Origin of the sequence: Ruminiclostridium josui JCM 17888 (genome assembly GCF_000526495.1) — a bacterium.
GTDB classification, from domain to species: Bacteria; Bacillota; Clostridia; order Acetivibrionales; family DSM-1351; genus Ruminiclostridium; species Ruminiclostridium josui.
The window spans coordinates 632069-649667 of record NZ_JAGE01000002.1 but is presented as its reverse complement, the minus strand read 5'-3'; the positions used below and the strand labels follow the sequence as shown (position 1 = coordinate 649667).

General features: G+C 35.8%; 8 protein-coding genes and 2 pseudogenes. 8 read left to right on the top strand and 2 right to left on the bottom strand.

All coding sequences use genetic code 11. The features are described from left to right. The first annotated feature begins 23 nt into the window (after positions 1–23). From K412_RS0119160 to K412_RS0119150, 3 genes and pseudogenes are all read left to right on the top strand, one after another. Positions 24–2465 carry a heavy metal translocating P-type ATPase gene (locus K412_RS0119160; RefSeq protein ID WP_024834581.1) on the top strand — a complete coding sequence of 814 codons (2442 nt, stop codon included), beginning with the start codon at positions 24–26 and terminating at the stop codon, positions 2463–2465. Between the two features lie 281 nt (positions 2466–2746). Beyond that, a pseudogene (gene hcp / locus K412_RS21210) lies at positions 2747–4380 on the top strand (hydroxylamine reductase). Positions 4381–4545: 165 nt separating this feature from the next. Further along, a pseudogene (locus tag K412_RS0119150) lies at positions 4546–5439 on the top strand (glycoside hydrolase family 11 protein); the annotation flags it as partial. A 136-nt stretch (positions 5440–5575) separates the two neighbouring features. Here the strand turns inward: K412_RS0119150 and K412_RS0119145 are convergent. Next, entirely contained in the window at positions 5576–6619 is a 1044-nt protein-coding gene (locus K412_RS0119145) for a peptidylprolyl isomerase (RefSeq protein WP_024834579.1), read from the bottom strand. Between the two features lie 237 nt (positions 6620–6856). Between K412_RS0119145 and K412_RS0119140 the strand changes: the two genes are divergently transcribed. The 5 genes from K412_RS0119140 (at position 6857) to K412_RS0119120 (ending at position 15658) form a co-directional block, all read left to right on the top strand. After that, the gene (locus tag K412_RS0119140) at positions 6857–8590 is read left to right on the top strand and encodes a glycosyl hydrolase (RefSeq protein WP_024834578.1); all 1734 of its coding nucleotides are present in this window, start codon (positions 6857–6859) and stop codon (positions 8588–8590) included. Positions 8591–8626: 36 nt separating this feature from the next. Then, positions 8627–10969: a glycoside hydrolase family 9 protein gene (locus tag K412_RS0119135; protein WP_024834577.1), complete on the top strand. Its 2343-nt coding sequence runs from the start codon at positions 8627–8629 to the stop codon at positions 10967–10969. 97 nt (positions 10970–11066) lie between these two features. Continuing rightward, positions 11067–13004 carry a glycoside hydrolase family 9 protein gene (locus K412_RS0119130; RefSeq protein ID WP_024834576.1) on the top strand — a complete coding sequence of 646 codons (1938 nt, stop codon included), beginning with the start codon at positions 11067–11069 and terminating at the stop codon, positions 13002–13004. A 664-nt stretch (positions 13005–13668) separates the two neighbouring features. Further along, positions 13669–14526, top strand: coding sequence for a YitT family protein (locus tag K412_RS0119125; RefSeq protein WP_024834575.1), 858 nt, complete (start codon positions 13669–13671; stop codon positions 14524–14526). Positions 14527–14968: 442 nt separating this feature from the next. Then, positions 14969–15658, top strand: coding sequence for a single-stranded DNA-binding protein (locus tag K412_RS0119120; RefSeq protein WP_024834574.1), 690 nt, complete (start codon positions 14969–14971; stop codon positions 15656–15658). Between the two features lie 70 nt (positions 15659–15728). Here the strand turns inward: K412_RS0119120 and K412_RS0119115 are convergent, their stop codons facing one another. Further along, on the bottom strand, positions 15729–17483 hold the full coding sequence (locus tag K412_RS0119115; RefSeq protein WP_024834573.1) for an NAD(P)/FAD-dependent oxidoreductase: 1755 nt from the start codon (positions 17481–17483) through the stop codon (positions 15729–15731). Positions 17484–17599 lie beyond the last annotated feature (116 nt).

Here is a 17599-nt window from a genome sequence, read left to right as displayed (position 1 = left end):
ACAATAGTAAAGGAGCAGATAAAATGGATAGAAAAGAATCCCTTAAAATCACAGGAATGAGCTGTGCGGCTTGTGCAGCAAGGATTGAAAAGGGTCTAAATAAGCTTGATGGGGTAAAACAAGCAAATGTTAATTTTGCGGTAGAAAAAGTAACAGTTGAATATGATGATACTTTGATCCATTCAGCTAAATTTCAAGAAGTAATTGAAAAACTGGGTTATGGTGTTATAAAGGAAAGCCCAAAATCCGCAAACAAAGTTGAATTAAAGCTTTCCGGAATGTCTTGTGCCGCATGCTCTGCAAAAATCGAAAGAAAGCTTAATAAGACAGAAGGAATTGTTGGAGCTGCTGTTAATCTTGCCACTGAAAAGGCAAATGTTGAATATGACCCGTCAACAATAAAGGTCTCAGACATAATTAAGATAATTGAGGGCCTGGGATATGGGGCAGAAAAAGTTGAGGAGGTAAACAGGGATACTGAGAAAGAGCAAAGGGAGAAGGAAATTAGATCCTTGAAGCTTTCACTTATTGTATCGGCAGTATTAAGTGCTCCTCTTGTACTTGCAATGATACTGGGAATGTTGAATCTGAACAGCCCTTTACTGTCATGGCTTCACAATCAGTATTTCCAGCTGATAATAGCAACTCCGGTACAGTTTATAATTGGTTTCAGATTTTATAAGCATGCATATTACGCACTAAAATCAAAAAGTGCCAACATGGATGTATTAATAGCCATGGGCACTTCTGCTGCATACTTTTTTAGTATTTACAATGTTTTCTTTGAGGAAGTTCACAAAGGCATGATGAAAAACCTCTACTTTGAGGCTGCAGCAGTTATTATTACACTTATTTTGTTGGGCAAATACTTTGAAGCGGTTGCAAAGGGAAAAACTTCAGAAGCAATAAAGAAGCTTATGGGCTTGCAGGCAAAGACGGCCAGAGTACTCAGGAATGGTGCGGAAGAAGACATACCTATAGAAGATGTTCTGCCTGGAGATATGGTAATTGTGAGACCTGGAGAAAAAATTCCTGTTGACGGTAAAATATTAGAAGGTAACTCATCTATAGATGAATCAATGCTCACAGGGGAAAGCCTTCCGGTTGAGAAAAAACCAGGCGATGTTGTAATTGGAGCAACCATAAACAAATTTGGAACCTTTCGTTTTGAAGCTACAAAGGTAGGCAAGGATACCGCACTTTCACAGATAATTAAAATGGTTGAAGATGCCCAAGGCTCAAAGGCTCCAATTCAGAAAATTGCCGACAAGGTATCAGGCATATTTGTTCCCGTGGTTGTGGCAATTGCTTTATTGACCTTTGTAATATGGTTACTGGTAACCGGTGATGTAAATAAGGCTATAGTAAGTGCTGTAGCCGTTTTGGTTATCGCTTGTCCATGTTCCCTTGGTTTGGCAACTCCTACTGCAATAATGGTAGGTACTGGAAAGGGTGCTGAAAACGGCATACTAATTAAAGGCGGAGAACATCTGGAAATGGCTTATAAGCTAAACGCTGTAGTTCTTGATAAAACAGGAACAATTACAAAAGGCCAGCCGGAAGTTACCGATATAGTTCTTATAGACACTTCTTATACTGATAAAGAAATATTAAAACTAGCGGCAACTACTGAAAAAAGTTCAGAACATCCTTTAGGAGTAGCAATTTATGAGTATGGTAAAAAAGAACTTGGTAATATAAATGCTCCTGACAAATTTGAAGCAATACCGGGAAGAGGCGTAATGGCTGTTGTGGATGGCAAAACCATATATATGGGTACCAGAAAGCTAATGAGTGAACAGGGAATTGATGTTGGGGATGTTGAAATTGTTATTGAAAGACTTGAGGATGAAGGCAAAACAGCAATGTTGATGTCTGTAGACAATAAGCTTACTGCTCTAATTGCAGTAGCCGATACCTTGAAGGAAAGTTCAAAGGAAGCAATTGAAGAATTGAAAAAAATAGGTATTGAAGTATATATGATTACAGGGGACAATAAAAGAACTGCTAATGCAATTGCAAAATTGGTAGGAATAACAAATGTACTGGCAGAAGTACTACCTGAAAACAAAGCGGAGGAAGTTGAAAAGCTAAAGGCACTAGGCAAAATTGTTGCAATGGTTGGTGACGGAATAAACGATGCCCCTGCTTTAGCTACAGCAGATATCGGTATGGCAATAGGCACAGGTACTGACGTTGCCATTGAAGCAGCAGACATTACCCTTATGAGGGGCGATTTAAGAACAATTCCTGCTGCAATAAGACTCTCACGAAAAACTATGACTAAAATAAAACAAAATTTATTCTGGGCATTTTTCTACAATATTATAGGTATACCATTTGCAGCGCTGGGATTACTCAATCCAATGATTGCAGGTGGTGCAATGGCCTTTAGCTCGGTATCGGTAGTAACAAATTCATTAAGCCTTAAAGGTTATGAGCCAATGGATACCCGTAAGGCTTAATACTGTTGAGAAATAGTAGAATCAATGGCAGGGTGTATAAAAAGCCGCAAATTCATCTTTTGATGTTTTTGCGGTTTTTTATATTATACAAAGCACAGAATTAAAATGGATTGAAGGAAGCGGTTATGAAAAGCACTTTGTCAGTTGAGACTTTGCTTGATAGGAAGGAATAATATAATCATAAAATAATAATCTTTGTTGCATTTGCAACAACTCTCAAAATAGTTTTCTTGTATCATTATAGTATTAAATCAAGAGACTAATATTCAGGAGGGTTTGTCATGGGCATGTTTTGCTACCAATGTCAGGAGACTGGCAGAAACAAAGGCTGTGAATTTGGTGGTGTATGCGGCAAAAGTGAAGACCTTGCAGATTTGCAGGATCTTTTAATATATACGCTTAAAGGAATTTCGGAAATTGTTATTAAAGGGAAACTTGATATCAATAGTTTATCTTATGTTAACCACGAAGTTATAAAGAGTTTATTTATGACAATAACAAATGCTAATTTCGATGATGATATTATTATAACAAAAATTAATCAAATGCTTTCTATCAGAAATGAATTAAGAAGTAAAGTATCTGTAGAAAATTTACACGATGCGGCCACATTTGAAATAGAAACCTTAAACGATATGGTGTATAAGGCGTCATATGTCGGTATGATACCCAAGGATAACGAGGATGTCAGGTCTCTGAAAAACCTTATTTTATTTGGAATAAAGGGACTGGCTGCATATACTTATCATGCATTGAATCTTGGAAGAGAGCTTGAAGTTCTCTATGCATTTATCTATGAAGCACTGGAGGCAACCTTGAAAACAGAGGTTACCGTTGAATACCTTGTTACTCTTGCTATGAAGGCAGGCGAGGCAGGTGTTAAAGCAATGGCCCTTTTAGATGAGGCGAATACTTCTCAATACGGTAATCCTGAAATAACAAAAGTTAATATAGGAGTAAGAAAGAATCCGGGTATTCTCATATCAGGCCATGATTTGACTGATTTAGAACAGCTTCTTGAACAGACTAGAGGGACAGGGGTTGATGTATATACACATAGTGAAATGCTGCCATCCCATTATTACCCAGTATTTAAAAAATATGATAATCTGGCCGGTAATTACGGTAATGCTTGGTGGAAGCAAGAAGAGGAATTTATTTCTTTTAATGGTCCAATCCTTTTTACCACAAACTGTATAGTTCCGCCAATTAACGAGGAAGTAAAATCTAGAATCTTTACTACAGGCATTTCAGGCTTTCCGGGCTGTATTCATATAGAGGCTGATTGTGATGGAAAAAAAGATTTTTCAAGAATAATAGAACTTGCAAAAACTCTGAAACCACCAGTAGAGATTGAATCAGGAAATATAGTTGGAGGATTCGCACATAATCAAGTTTTTGCTTTATCTGATAAAGTAGTTAACGCAGTCAGAACAGGAGCCATAAAAAAGTTTTTCGTAATGGCAGGGTGTGACGGAAGGATGGAAAGCAGAGAGTATTACACCCAATTTGCCAAAAAGCTTCCAAAGGACACGGTTATTCTTACGGCAGGGTGTGCTAAATATCGATATAACAAGTGGTAGACCTTGGAGACATCGGAGGAATTCCAAGAGTGTTAGATGCAGGACAGTGCAATGATTCATATTCACTTGTAATGATTGCTTTGAAATTAAAAGAAGTATTGGAACTTCAGGACATAAACGACCTTCCGATTGTGTATAATCTATCATGGTATGAGCAAAAAGCAGTATTGGTTCTTCTTGCCTTGCTGTATTTGGGTGTCAGAAACATTCATCTTGGTCCCACACTGCCGGCATTTTTATCTCCCAACGTTACAAAATTTCTTGTAGATAATTTTGGCATTGCAGGGATTGGATTAGTAGATGATGACATTAAGCTACTCATGGAGACATAGGTTTATATGAATTGTAAAATGTGGAATTAAATAGAAATAATTCATAAATATTTCGAAAAAAATTCAACTTTATTTGTGGAAAATGCACCAAATAGTAGATAAACAATGCAAATTATGATATAATTGGAAAAGTAACAAAAATTTTAAAAGAAAGGAGGAAATTTAATGAAAAAGAAATTATTGAAGGCTCTGACTTTGGGCTTATCAATTGCATGTTGTGCCTTTGCTTTAAACGTACAGGCAGCAACAACCATTACTGAGAATAAGACTGGAACCATTGACGGATACGACTACGAGTTGTGGAAGGATAGTGGTAATACAAGTATGACTCTAAATGGTGGTGGTAAATTCAGCTGCTCATGGAGTAATATCAATAATGCATTATTCCGTACCGGTAAAAAGTACAATGAGACACAGACTCACCAGGAACTTGGAAACATCACATTGGACTATGCATGTAATTACCAGCCATCAGGTAATTCATACTTGTCTGTCTATGGATGGACAAGCAGTCCTCTGGTAGAGTATTACATCATTGAAAGCTGGGGTAGTTGGAGACCACCTGGAGCTCAATCAAAGGGAGTCATTACTGTTGATGGCGCTACATATGATGTTTATGAGACTACTCGTGTAAACCAACCATCAATTAAAGGTACTGCAACTTTTCAGCAGTATTGGAGCGTTAGAACATCAAAGCGTACAAGCGGTTCCATATCTGTAAGCGAACACTTCAAGGCGTGGGAAAAGATGGGCATGAAAATGGGTAAGATGTATGAAGTTTCTCTCGTTGTTGAAGGTTACCAGAGCAGCGGTAGAGCTGATGTTACTGCTATGACAATTAATATTGATGGAGGAACTAAGCCTGAAGTAAAAGGTGACTTAAATGCTGATGGAAGCGTTAATGCATTAGACTTTGCAGCGCTAAAATCACATTTGATAGGTGCTACTAAACTTTCAGGAACGCCTCTTTCTAATGCTGACGTTAACGGAGATGGTCAAGTAGACGCTCTTGATTTCGCGTTAATGAAAAAGTTAATATTAGGTGTAATAACTACTTTCTAGTAGTATTGTGCCATTATTAAGAAGGAGCGTCGTAAACCTAAATAAGGTAAGCGATGCTCCTTTATAATACGCAAAAAATTGGACTATTGTTCTGGACATAATATGTACATTCAATAGCCCAATTTACAGTTATTTATGGAACTTTTATTGCATTGAACACTGAGTCGTTTTTAACTACTTTATAATTTTTATCTTTTCTCCAAGTGCTTAAATCATCATCATACTTTTGAGTAATATAACTGCTTTTTATTTCATCTTTTAATTGTGTAAATGAATAAATCTTCATAAGCTTCATTACATGGTAGCCATAGGAGGTTTTAATTATACCGGTATCACCGACTTTTTTTGATGTATCCATTGCCCAGTCCTGAAATTCCGGTACAAACTGGTTGTTATTCATTACAGTGTATTTTCCGCCAGTTTCTTTGGAACCTGGATCTTCTGAAAGCTCTTTTACAAGTGCGGGGAAATTGGTATTGGGATCATTTACCTTCATTAAGGTGTCTTCTGCTTTTTTTCTAGCTTCTGCATCTTTTTCGGGAGAGTATTGATTATATTCGTCTGTATTCAGGAACAATATATGTCCTACAATTACCTTGTAAAATTTATCTTTGTTGCTATTGTAGAACTTTTTAAGCTCAGCATCAGTACATTTGTAATTATTTTGTGTTTGCGAAGCAAATTTTCTTACTATGTATGCATTGTTATAAAAACTTATGAATTGATTAAGAGTAAATCCAGTTTCATTTTTAATAATTTTTTCTTGCTCTGCAGATGTTGATGCCAGAGCATTTAAATATGAACTCATATTAGCATTGAACTCATCCGCTTCCTCTTTAGTTAATGTTATTTTTGCAGCTTTAGCCTTTGCAAGTTGAATTTTAAAATCTACGATATTGTCAAGAGCCAGTTTTTTTGCATATTCAGATGCTGTCATATTGTTAATCTTTGCATTCCAATCAACATTATAGGAGCCATAATAACTTTGTATCATTGAAATTGCATCCCTAAGGAAAAAGTTGTATTCTTCCTTTGAAATCTTATCAGTTCCCACCTTTGCAACATATGTATCCGTAGTGGTGGTCTTTGTAGTTGCTGCAAAAGTATTTGCGGCCGGTACCAGCGACGTTAATACTAATGCAATTATAACAAGTGCATTTACAAACTTCCTATACATTTTTACCTCCTGTTTCGACCGCTATGCGGCATAATAGTGTTGTTAAAAATACCCACTATATATAATTTAACACCGGACTTCCAAAATCCTCTAATTTATTATAAAAAATTACTATTTTAATCAATTGTAAGAACCGCGAAAATGTAATAATATATGTATATAAAGCTATTTTATGACATTTATGTAAAATGACATAAAGTAGTTAAAATTTAAATTATAGAAAGGAGGGGATTAAACATGAATAAAAATTATTTTCTAAAGATTTTCTTAGTATTGGCATTGACAGCACTGATACCTTTAATGTCAGCTGCAAATGTTCCTGCAAATGCCATGTCAGTAGAAGGTATAAAATATGAATTTGAAAACGGCGTTCACAATAATGCTGAAATTCATACTGACTATGTAGGAAAAACTGATGATGGTTTAACCTTTGACCTTAGTGGTGCAACTTGCAGTTTCATTGGACAGAAGGGGACAAGTACTTCTGTTAATGTTGACATTGACCAGGCAGGACTTTATGAGTTAGTTGTACGGTATGCACAACCATATGACAAAACTAAGAAAATACAGTACCTGAATATCAACGATTCCAATCAGGGAGAGGTTAGCTTTCCTTACACACTAAGTTGGAAGGAAATGTCTGCAGGAATTGTCAAGCTCAACAAGGGACTAAACAATATCCAATTTGAAAGCTACTGGGGATATACCTTCTTTGACTACATTATTGTTAAGCCGGCAGATGAAAGTATTACAGCCCTAAAAGTTGAAAAAAAGTTGGTAAACCCTAATGCTACAAAAGAAGCAAAAGCACTTATGAGCTATCTTGTTGACGTTTATGGAAAACATATCATTTCAGGACAGCAGGAACTTTGCGGGTCCCACAACTATGAAGCTTCAGAGGCTGAGTTTACCTACATTAAGGAGAAAACTGGCAAGATGCCTGCAATAAGAGGATTTGACTTTATGAATTTCAGAGGCAACGGCTTGTTGTGGGATGATCTTTGTGCTGAACGTGTTATTGATTGGTACAAAAATAAAGGTGGTATACCAACAGTATGCTGGCATTGGTTTTCACCCGGAAATATCGGCAAAAAAGCCGATAATAGCTTCTATACCGAAAGCACCACTTTCAGTATATCAAAGGCTCTGACACCGGGAACTGCCGAAAATACCGCATTGCTTAATGATATTGAATTTATGGCAGGAAAATTTAAACAACTGCAGGATGCTGATGTTCCGGTACTTTTCAGACCACTCCATGAAGCAGAAGGAGGATGGTTCTGGTGGGGGGCTGAAGGCCCTGAGAATTGTGTAAAGCTGTACAGGTTGTTATACGACAAATTTACAAACGAATATCATTTAAACAATATTATATGGGTTTGGACATCTTATACATATGACACATCTTCAAAATGGTACCCAGGTGATGATGTAGTTGATATTCTTGGTTATGATAAATACAATGCCAAGGATGGACTGCCAAACGGAAGTGCTATTTCTTCAACATTCTATAATATGGTTAAGCTTACTAACGGTAAGAAGCTTGTTGCCATGAGTGAAAATGATACAATTCCGCGGGTTGCTAATCTTACAAATGAGATGGCCGGCTGGTTGTATTTCTGCCCTTGGTATGGATGGCATTTAACAGGAGAGCAGAATAATCCCGTTGATTGGCTAAAAGAAATGTATACCAGTGATTATTGTATTACTCTGGACGAGCTTCCTGATCTTGAAACTTACCCATTCCCCACAGACGGGGATAATCCGACAATTTTGTATGGTGATTTAAATGAAGATAAACTAATCGATGCAATAGATCTCGCTTTATTAAAAAAATGTATATTAGACAACAATCAGAGTATAAAGTCAGCAGATGTTGACGGCAACGGTTCTGTAGATGCTATAGATTTTGTATATATGAAAAAATTTCTGACAGGTGAAATTTCCAGCTTTCCCGCCAGTGGAAAGTAATTGATTTTTTTCTATTTAAAGAAAGGAAGATATAATATGAAAAAAGTTACGTTTTTAAAGGTAGCAAGAGCTTCTATAATGAGCATTGTTATCCTTGCTATGCTTGCAACTTCATTCACTGTGATGAATGTAAGTGCAGCAGGTACAGATTATAACTATGCAAAACTATTACAGTACTCACAATATTTTTATGATGCAAATATGTGTGGTACAGAAGTTGGCGAAAATAACCAATACACATGGAGAAATGACTGCCATACTTATGATGCAAAACTCCCTCTAGATCCAACAAATACAAATATGACAAGCAGCTTTATAAGTAAAAACAAGAGTGTGCTGGATCCTGACGGAGACGGAATGGTTGATGTTTCCGGTGGTTTTCATGATGCAGGTGACCATGTTAAATTTGGAATGCCTGAAGCATATTCAGGTTCAACTCTGGGATGGGGATTCTATGAATTCAGAGATCAGTATGTTACAACAGGACAGGATACCCATATCAAAACTATATTGAGATATTTTAATGATTACTTTATGAAATGTACTTTCCTTGATTCAACCGGTAAGGCTATAGCATTTTGCTACCAGGTTGGAGATGGAGACGTGGACCATGCATACTGGCAAGCACCTGAAGTTGATGAAATGTTCAGAAGAGGCTGGTTTGCTACTGATGAAATGCCTTCAACTGATTGTGTGACTGCAGCAGCAGCTTCACTTGCTGTCAATTACATGAATTTTAAAGACGAAGACCCAGAATATGCAGAAAAATCCCTTAAATATGCTAAAGCACTCTTTCAGTTTGCAGAAAGATGTCCAGACAAATCAGTAAATATAGATGGACCTAAAGGCTATTATGGATCATCTAAATGGCAGGATGATTACTGTTGGGCTGCGTCATGGCTGTACTTAGCAACAAGGGATGATCACTATCTTGAAGAAGCACTAAAGTTATTTGATTATTATGCACCTTCATGTTGGACACACTGCTGGAACGATGTTTGGGCAGGTACTGCATGTATTATTGCTGAAATAAATGATTTAATTGATAAAGACGGACAAGTATTGGAAGATAAATACAAAACATTAACAAATAAGAGTCCATATGAAGAAATTATTTTTTGGAGTCAGATAGAAAAGTTAGTGGATGGTTGGATGACAGGCAAAAATGTTACAGTATCACCTGGCGGATATGCTTTCTTAAATCAATGGGGTTCTGCAAGATACAATACAGCTACCCAGTTAATGGCTCTTGTTTATGATAAGCACCATGGAGATACTCCTTCAAAATACAGCCAGTGGGCTAAATCGCAGATGGATTACCTGTTAGGCAACAATCCGCTGAACCGTTGTTATGTAGTTGGATACAGTGATAACTCAGTAAAATATCCACACCACAGAGCTTCATCAGGATATGCTACTGCAGAAGGAACTGGACCTCAAAAGTATGTTCTTTACGGTGCATTGGTTGGTGGTCCTGATGCCAGTGACAATCATATAGATATTACATCAGATTATGTATACAATGAAGTAACAATAGACTATAATGCGGCATTTGTTGGAGCAAGTGCGGGTATTTACAGATATTTTGGAAACTCATCAATGCAGGTTACACCGAATTTCCCACCACCGCCAGTTGAAGAGGACCCTGAAGATCCTTCCGGTTCCGGATACTGGGTTGAAGGTTTCTGTGTTGATATAGCACAATCTGACGGACCAAAAGCAACTGAAGTAACTTTATATGTAAAATCCAATGTTACAAAAACTTCAAAAAATATTTCTGTTAGATACTATTTTGATTCTACAGGAATGACATCACTTGACCCTAACAAAATAGAACTGAGACAGTTGTACGATCAGACGGCAGCAGAAACAAATTATGCAGCTGAACTTTCAGGACCACACCTCTATAAAGATAAGATTTATTATGTAGAAGTAAAATGGCCTGGTTATGTAATTGCAAATTCCAACAAGAAATATCAGTTTGCTTTAGGTACATATGCTTGGCAAAACTACTGGGATCCTACTGATGACTGGAGCCATCAGGGATTAAAGGTTGTTGAAGACAGCTGGAAAGGGACACCTGAAAGGGCAGACAATATCTGTGTTTATGACAATGGTGTTCTAGTTGGTGGTATCGAGCCTGATGGAACTACACCAGGTGGAAATACTCCTGACCCAACCCCAACAATTAAATTGGGTGACTTGAATAACGATACAACAATTGATGCTTTGGACTTGACATTACTAAAAATGCACTTGTTGGGAATTAAAACACTTACAGGAGATGCTTTAAAAGCAGCAGATATTGATGCCAGCAATACAGTTGATGCAATAGATTATGTTCAGTTGAAGAAAATAATTTTGACACAAGCAGTATAACTAATAGATGTAACAGGGAGTGTAGCAAAACTACTAGCTAAGTAGCAAGCGAAGCTCCCTTTGCTTTTATAGAGATTGAATTTAGGAGGTAGGTTGAATGAATTTTATAAATTTTGATAGAAAGCAAAAAGTAAAAGCTAGAATTGCATGTTTTGTCATAAGCGGAATTCTTGCAATATCTGGCTGTATAATACCTGGGAACTTTTACCAAAATGTTTCTGCTGCAAGTATATCTCCCGGAGATTATCAGCAGGATTCTCGCATACGTCTCAACTCTATCGGCTATATTCCATCAGCCGAGAAGAAAGCAACAATTGCAGGTGTATCCAGCGATTTTATTGTAGTAAATTCAAACGGAACTGTTGTTCTTACTGGTAAAACAACTACAGCTTTTAATTCTGATACCAATGAGCAAATTAGTATTGCTGATTTTTCGCAGGTAACATCGGAAGGAAGCTACATATTGATTGTGCCGGGAATAGGCAAGAGTGTAACCTTCAAAATTGATCCCAATATTTACTTCAATCCCTTTAAAACAGCAATGCTTGGAATGTATCTATGGCGCTGTGGAACAGCAGTATCCGCCACCTATAACGGAAATGTATACTCTCATGAAGCCTGTCATACAAAAGACGCATATACTGATTATATTAATGGACAGCATAGCATAAAAGAAGGCAGAAAAGGTTGGCACGATGCCGGGGATTATAATAAATATGTTGTTAATGCTGGTATTACTCTAGGTTCAATGTTTATTGCATGGGAGCAGTTTAAAGATCAGATAAAAGATATTTCCTTAACAATGCCAGAGAGTAATAATTCAATGCCAGACTATTTAGATGAACTTAAATATGAGACTGATTGGCTTTTGACTATGCAATATCCTGATGGAAGCGGAAAGGTAAGCCATAAACTTTCTACAAAAGACTTTGGTGATTTTGTGCTACCTGAAAAAGAAACTACCGACAGGTTTTTTACTTCGTGGGGAAGTGCTGCAACAGCAGACTTTGTTGCTATGATGGCAATGGCTTCAAGGATATTCAGACCATATGACGAAGCATATGCTGATAAATGTATAAATGCTGCTAAACAAAGCTATACTTTTTTGAAAGCAAATCCTGGAAATACAATGCCTAACCTAAACGGCTTCAGTACAGGCGAATATAATACAACAGATACCGACGACAGACTGTGGGCTGCTGCTGAAATGTGGGAAACCCTTGGTGACAGCAGCTATCTGGCAGACTTTGAAGCCAGTGCAAACTACTTTACAAAGAAAATTGACGTTGATTTCGATTGGGGAAATGTAAATAATCTAGGAATGTTTACATACCTATTGTCTGAAAGAAGCGGAAAAAATACTACACTGTATAATACAATTAAGAATGCATTAATTTCAGCAGCAGATAGTATTGTTGCTACTGCAGATCAACATGGTTATGCTAGGCCACTGGGAACTACCTATTATTGGGGCTGTAATGGTACCGTGGCACGCCAGACCATGATTCTCAATATTGCAAATAAATTATCACCAAAGACAGAGTATGTTAATACATCTCTTGATGCATTGAACTTTCTGTTTGGCAGAAACTATTATAATCGTTCCTTCGTTACAGGACTTGGACTAAACCCCCCTATGTACCCTCATGACAGACGTTCGGGTGGTGATTCCCTGAGAGACCCCTGGCCCGGATACTTAGTAGGTGGAGGTTGGCCAGGAGCCAAGGATTGGAAGGATGATCAGGATAGTTACCAGACCAATGAAATTGCAATTAATTGGAATGGTGCATTGATTTATGCTCTGGCTGCATCTCTCAACATATCTGATACTCCTGATGTACTAATGGGAGATATAAACATGGATGGAAAAGTGGATGCTATTGATTATGCATTGCTGAAAAAGCACTTATTGGGAATGGGTGATTTATCGGGGGATGCAATTAGAATTGCAGATGTAAACCATGATAATGCAGTAGATGCATTAGATTTATCAATTTTAAAGAAGTATTTGTTAGGCAAGATTACAAGCTTATAATTTGGTTGCTTTATGATATGAATGCAATTCAAAGTGAATAAATAGTTAGTAGAAAACTCCTTTTTTGGTTGAAAATTCAACTAAAAAAGGAGTTTTTACTTTTCAGCTGATGTTTGCTTAACTTACTATTTTGGCTTATTTAATTAAATTTTATGACTAAAAATTAATAATTTATATTTTTTAAAAAACTATACAGTATATTTATGATATAATAAATATAGGTTTAAATATGGAAATTGAAATAATAATCAAATGAAAGGATAATTATTAGGTGAAGAAGGGAATTTGGAGAACTGCTTTAGTTATACTATTTATAAGTTTCATAATACAAATATTTCCTAATGTTATTTATATTAATAATAAATGTTCTTCCAATTCTCGTAATCAATTATTACCTAAAAACCTTTATATCTCTAAGCCTGTAATTAATAAAATAAATGATAAGTTTTTAAATTTGAAAAATTCGTTCAGGGTTAGTACCTTAAATAGTAATGTTGTTATGTTTACTAATTATTTAATAACGAAACCCTTACAACATAACAAGCCATTTGACCATCGAAAAAGTATAAGGCAGACAATTCCCAATTATTTTCATGGAAGTAATAATAAGTAAAGTTCTATATAAAGTTAGCTTAATATATAAATAAATTAGAGAGGTGAGTCAATGACAAGAAAAAATCATATAAAAAGAGAAATAAAAAGATATATATTTCTATTTATCGGTTCGATTTTAGCAGCTACAGGATTGGAAATATTTCTAATACCAAATAATATCATTGACGGTGGGATAGTAGGTATATCGATAATTACAAGTTATTTAACTAAGGTACCAGTAAGTATATATTTAGTTGTACTTAATATTCCATTTTTGTTTCTAGGATATAAACAGATAGGAAAAACATTTGTTTTTTCATCATTATTTGCAGTATTATCATTTTCTTTTTGGGTGTCAGTATTTCATTCCATACCTGTGCTTACAAGTGACATCTTACTTGCTTCGGTATTCGGAGGTATAATTCTGGGAATTGGAGTAGGTATAATAATTAGATACGGTGGTTCTCTTGATGGTACAGAAATGGTGGCAATAATCATTAATAAACGTACATCATTTTCAGTAGGCGAAATGGTTATGTTTTTTAATGTATTCATTTTAAGCAGTGCCGGTCTTGTCTTTGGTTGGGATCATGCAATGTATTCTCTTATAGCATACTTTATTGCTTATAAAGTCATAGATATTATTATAGAAGGTCTTGATGAAACAAAAGCCGCGATAATTATATCCGAAAGCGGTGAAGAAATTGCTAAAGCAATCACAGCACGACTTGGAAGAGGAGTTACATTTCTTGATGGAAGAGGCGGCTTTTCCCATAATGAAAAAACAATACTATATTCTGTTGTAACAAGGCTGGAGGTTTCAAAGCTTAAATCAATTATATACGATAAAGATGAAAATGCTTTTGTTACCATAAATGATGTATCGGAAGTAATGGGAGGAAAGCACAAGAAGCGGTCAATCCATTAAACGACAAGTACATGCACCAGATTTATCTTAAAGCCTCAAGTTTATATAGCTTGAGGCTTTTCTGCGTGGGTAAACTTTTAGTACTTATATACCAAACATACAAAAATATAGCACTTTATGTAAAATCATGATAAAATTAAAGCATATCTTTAAGAATAATATAAAAATATGAAATGAAATCAAAAGGTATGATTCACAAAGAGAAACTCAACCAAAACAAATGTATTTTTCTAGAATAAATGATTTCATTTTGAGTTTTTTTGTAATATAATATATAATGATTGTATTATTTTGGCAACAGCTTTTATGGCACCTTCATTCTTATGGATAAAATAAAAAAACTAAGAAAAAGATATTCTAAATCGTATTCTTCTGGAATACATATTACATTAGATAAACTAAAAAGAGAGACACAACAGCAAAAGAGAGGAGTGGGGGGTAAATGGTCGGAAATGTAATAGAAAATAACGTAGTGACCATTTCAGGAAGAGTAATTTCGGAGGTTGAATATAGTCATGAGGTATATGGAGAAGGATTTTATTCTTTTCATTTAGATGTACCCAGATTAAGTGAAAGCAGTGATAAAATATCTGTTACATTTTCAGAACGTCTGGTTCCAAAGGAGAAGCTTGTTATTGGCGCATTATTGGAAATAGAGGGTCAATTCAGATCATATAACAGCTATAAAAGTGAGTCAAATAAACTTGTGCTTACTGTTTTTGCAAGGGAAATCATATTTATTGATGAAGATAAAAGAATAAAAAATCCTAATCAGATTTATTTGAACGGTTATATATGTAAGTCACCCATATATAGAATGACCCCTTTTGGAAGGGAAATAACAGATATACTTGTGGCGGTTAACAGACCATATAATAAATCAGACTATATTCCATGCATAGCCTGGGGCAGGAATGCCAGGTATTCTCAAAATCTGTCTGTAGGAGACAATATAAAGATATGGGGAAGAATCCAAAGTAGGGAGTACCAAAAAAAGCTTGAGTCAGGAGAAGTTTTGACAAAAACAGCTTATGAGGTTTCAGTCTCTAAAATGGAAGTATCTGAACCTCCAGTTGCTAAAGAAAATAATGAAAATGAAAGTGATTCTAACGAAAGTTCAACAGAAGATTAAAATTATATATAAAGCCAAAAACCATCACACATTGTTTCAGTTTTTGAAACAGAGTGTGATGGTTTTTGATTTATGAGCTACGCCTTACAAGGTATCTCCAGAGCTTCATCAATGCTGGTATAAGGTAACTGTCAATACCGAATACTCTTCCAGCACCTCCCAACATAGCTATTTCAGCAGGGATAAGCCACCAGCTTGTATCGTATAAGCCTGTTGAAAGAAGAAAATTTATGTTTAAAGCAATTGCGGCCAGACCTGCTATAAATGTAAATGTTCCTGATATAAATGCAAGTCCAAGCCCCACTTCGGTTAGTACTATCATAATTTGAAAGAAAAGAGCATTTGGAATAACTAATCGGTTTGCTACCCATGCGTACCACTCCGGAGTATGGGAGGAAACAATTCGGAATATTTTTTCTCCTGATTCCGTAATTGAGGCACTGGAAGCACCATCAACTGGCAAACCTGCAAGCATTGGTGAAGTCAGCCAGCCTTCCTTTATTTTATTATATCCCTCTATAAACCATGTATAACCCAGGAATAATCTTAAAGGTACAAGCCATATTGTAGCGGATCTACGGGTATAATGGTACTCCAAAAAGGATTTTTTATGTCTTTTTTTCATTAATTCATGATTAAGATATTTAAAAACAAGTTCAAATCCTCCGATACCAAACAGGTAATGAACATTTACCATGTATTTCAATAGTATCGAAATCCATACAGGCAGTTGTTTTCCCATTATTTCACTAACGGCAAAATTGCTTCCGATGGAAACCATGACACCATGCAGTTTTGGCTTTAGTTTAACTTTTTCAGTGCCTCTGATATCAGCGAGTATATTAATAGCTGCATTTTCACCTGTTTGCAGTGCAGACTCTACAAGAGGAGGAAGAACTTTATCTTCATAGGTAAAAGCAGATACATCTCCTATTGCATATACATTTTTAAAAGGTGTTTTAGTGTATTCATCAACAACAATTCTTGAAGTTCTATTTTTTTCTGTATCTATTTCATCAGTCAAAGAGGATGCTTTTATTCCAGCAGTCCAAATAAGGGTACGTGTGTTTATTGAGCGCCCGTCTTTGAGTTCCACCTTCTCAGAATCAAGTTTTGTAATTGCACTTTCAAGAAGCACATTAACTCCCAAAGTAGAAGTAAGATAATCCATAGACTTTTTAACATTATTCTCATTTAGTATTGTAAGTATTTTAGGCAATGCTTCTATTAGATAAAGGCTTACTTGATTACGGGGAATACCGTAGTCAATACAAAGCTTTTTAACCCATCTTCCCAATTCTCCCATCATCTCGACGCCTGTAAAACCTCCACCACCGACTACAAAGGTCAAAAGGGATTTTTTCTTAGTTTCATCATTTTCCTGAGAAGCAAGTTCAAAGCAATCCAGAATATGCTCTTTAATTCTGATTGAATCCTTAAATGACCAGAGAGGGTAACTGTATTCTTTCATTCCGGGTATACCGTAATAATTCGGCTCACTTCCAAAGGCTAATACGAGATAGTCATACTCATATTTATTTTTCGCTGATAAAATGGTATTATTTTCCATATCAAACTTAATAATTTCATCTTTCACTATTTTAACATCTGTGTACTGAAATATATCTCTAAGGGGTACAATAACTCCATCTGAATCTATCCTGTTTCCGGCAGTTTCATGGAGCTCTGTCAACAGTGTATGATACGAATTTTTATCTATAATCGTAATCGACAAATCATCTTTCTTTTTCTTTTTTCGTTGAAGGTATAAAGCAGCTTCTATTCCTGCATAACCTGCACCTACGATTATTATTTTTCTTGACATAATTATATCTCCTGTTTTTGTTATAAAAATAGAAATTTAAGGGAAACATTTATAAATAAATCTGTACGTTTATATAATGTATAATTTGCCCGATTTGTATTCATTATCAATAACTA

Coding starts and splice junctions, on each gene's coding strand:
- K412_RS0119160 (WP_024834581.1), top strand. CDS start 24: ATGGATAGAAAAGAATCCCTTAAAATCACAGGAATGAGCTGTGCGGCT.
- K412_RS0119145 (WP_024834579.1), bottom strand. CDS start 6,619: ATGTATAGGAAGTTTGTAAATGCACTTGTTATAATTGCATTAGTATTA.
- K412_RS0119140 (WP_024834578.1), top strand. CDS start 6,857: ATGAATAAAAATTATTTTCTAAAGATTTTCTTAGTATTGGCATTGACA.
- K412_RS0119135 (WP_024834577.1), top strand. CDS start 8,627: ATGAAAAAAGTTACGTTTTTAAAGGTAGCAAGAGCTTCTATAATGAGC.
- K412_RS0119130 (WP_024834576.1), top strand. CDS start 11,067: ATGAATTTTATAAATTTTGATAGAAAGCAAAAAGTAAAAGCTAGAATT.
- K412_RS0119125 (WP_024834575.1), top strand. CDS start 13,669: ATGACAAGAAAAAATCATATAAAAAGAGAAATAAAAAGATATATATTT.
- K412_RS0119120 (WP_024834574.1), top strand. CDS start 14,969: ATGGTCGGAAATGTAATAGAAAATAACGTAGTGACCATTTCAGGAAGA.
- K412_RS0119115 (WP_024834573.1), bottom strand. CDS start 17,483: ATGTCAAGAAAAATAATAATCGTAGGTGCAGGTTATGCAGGAATAGAA.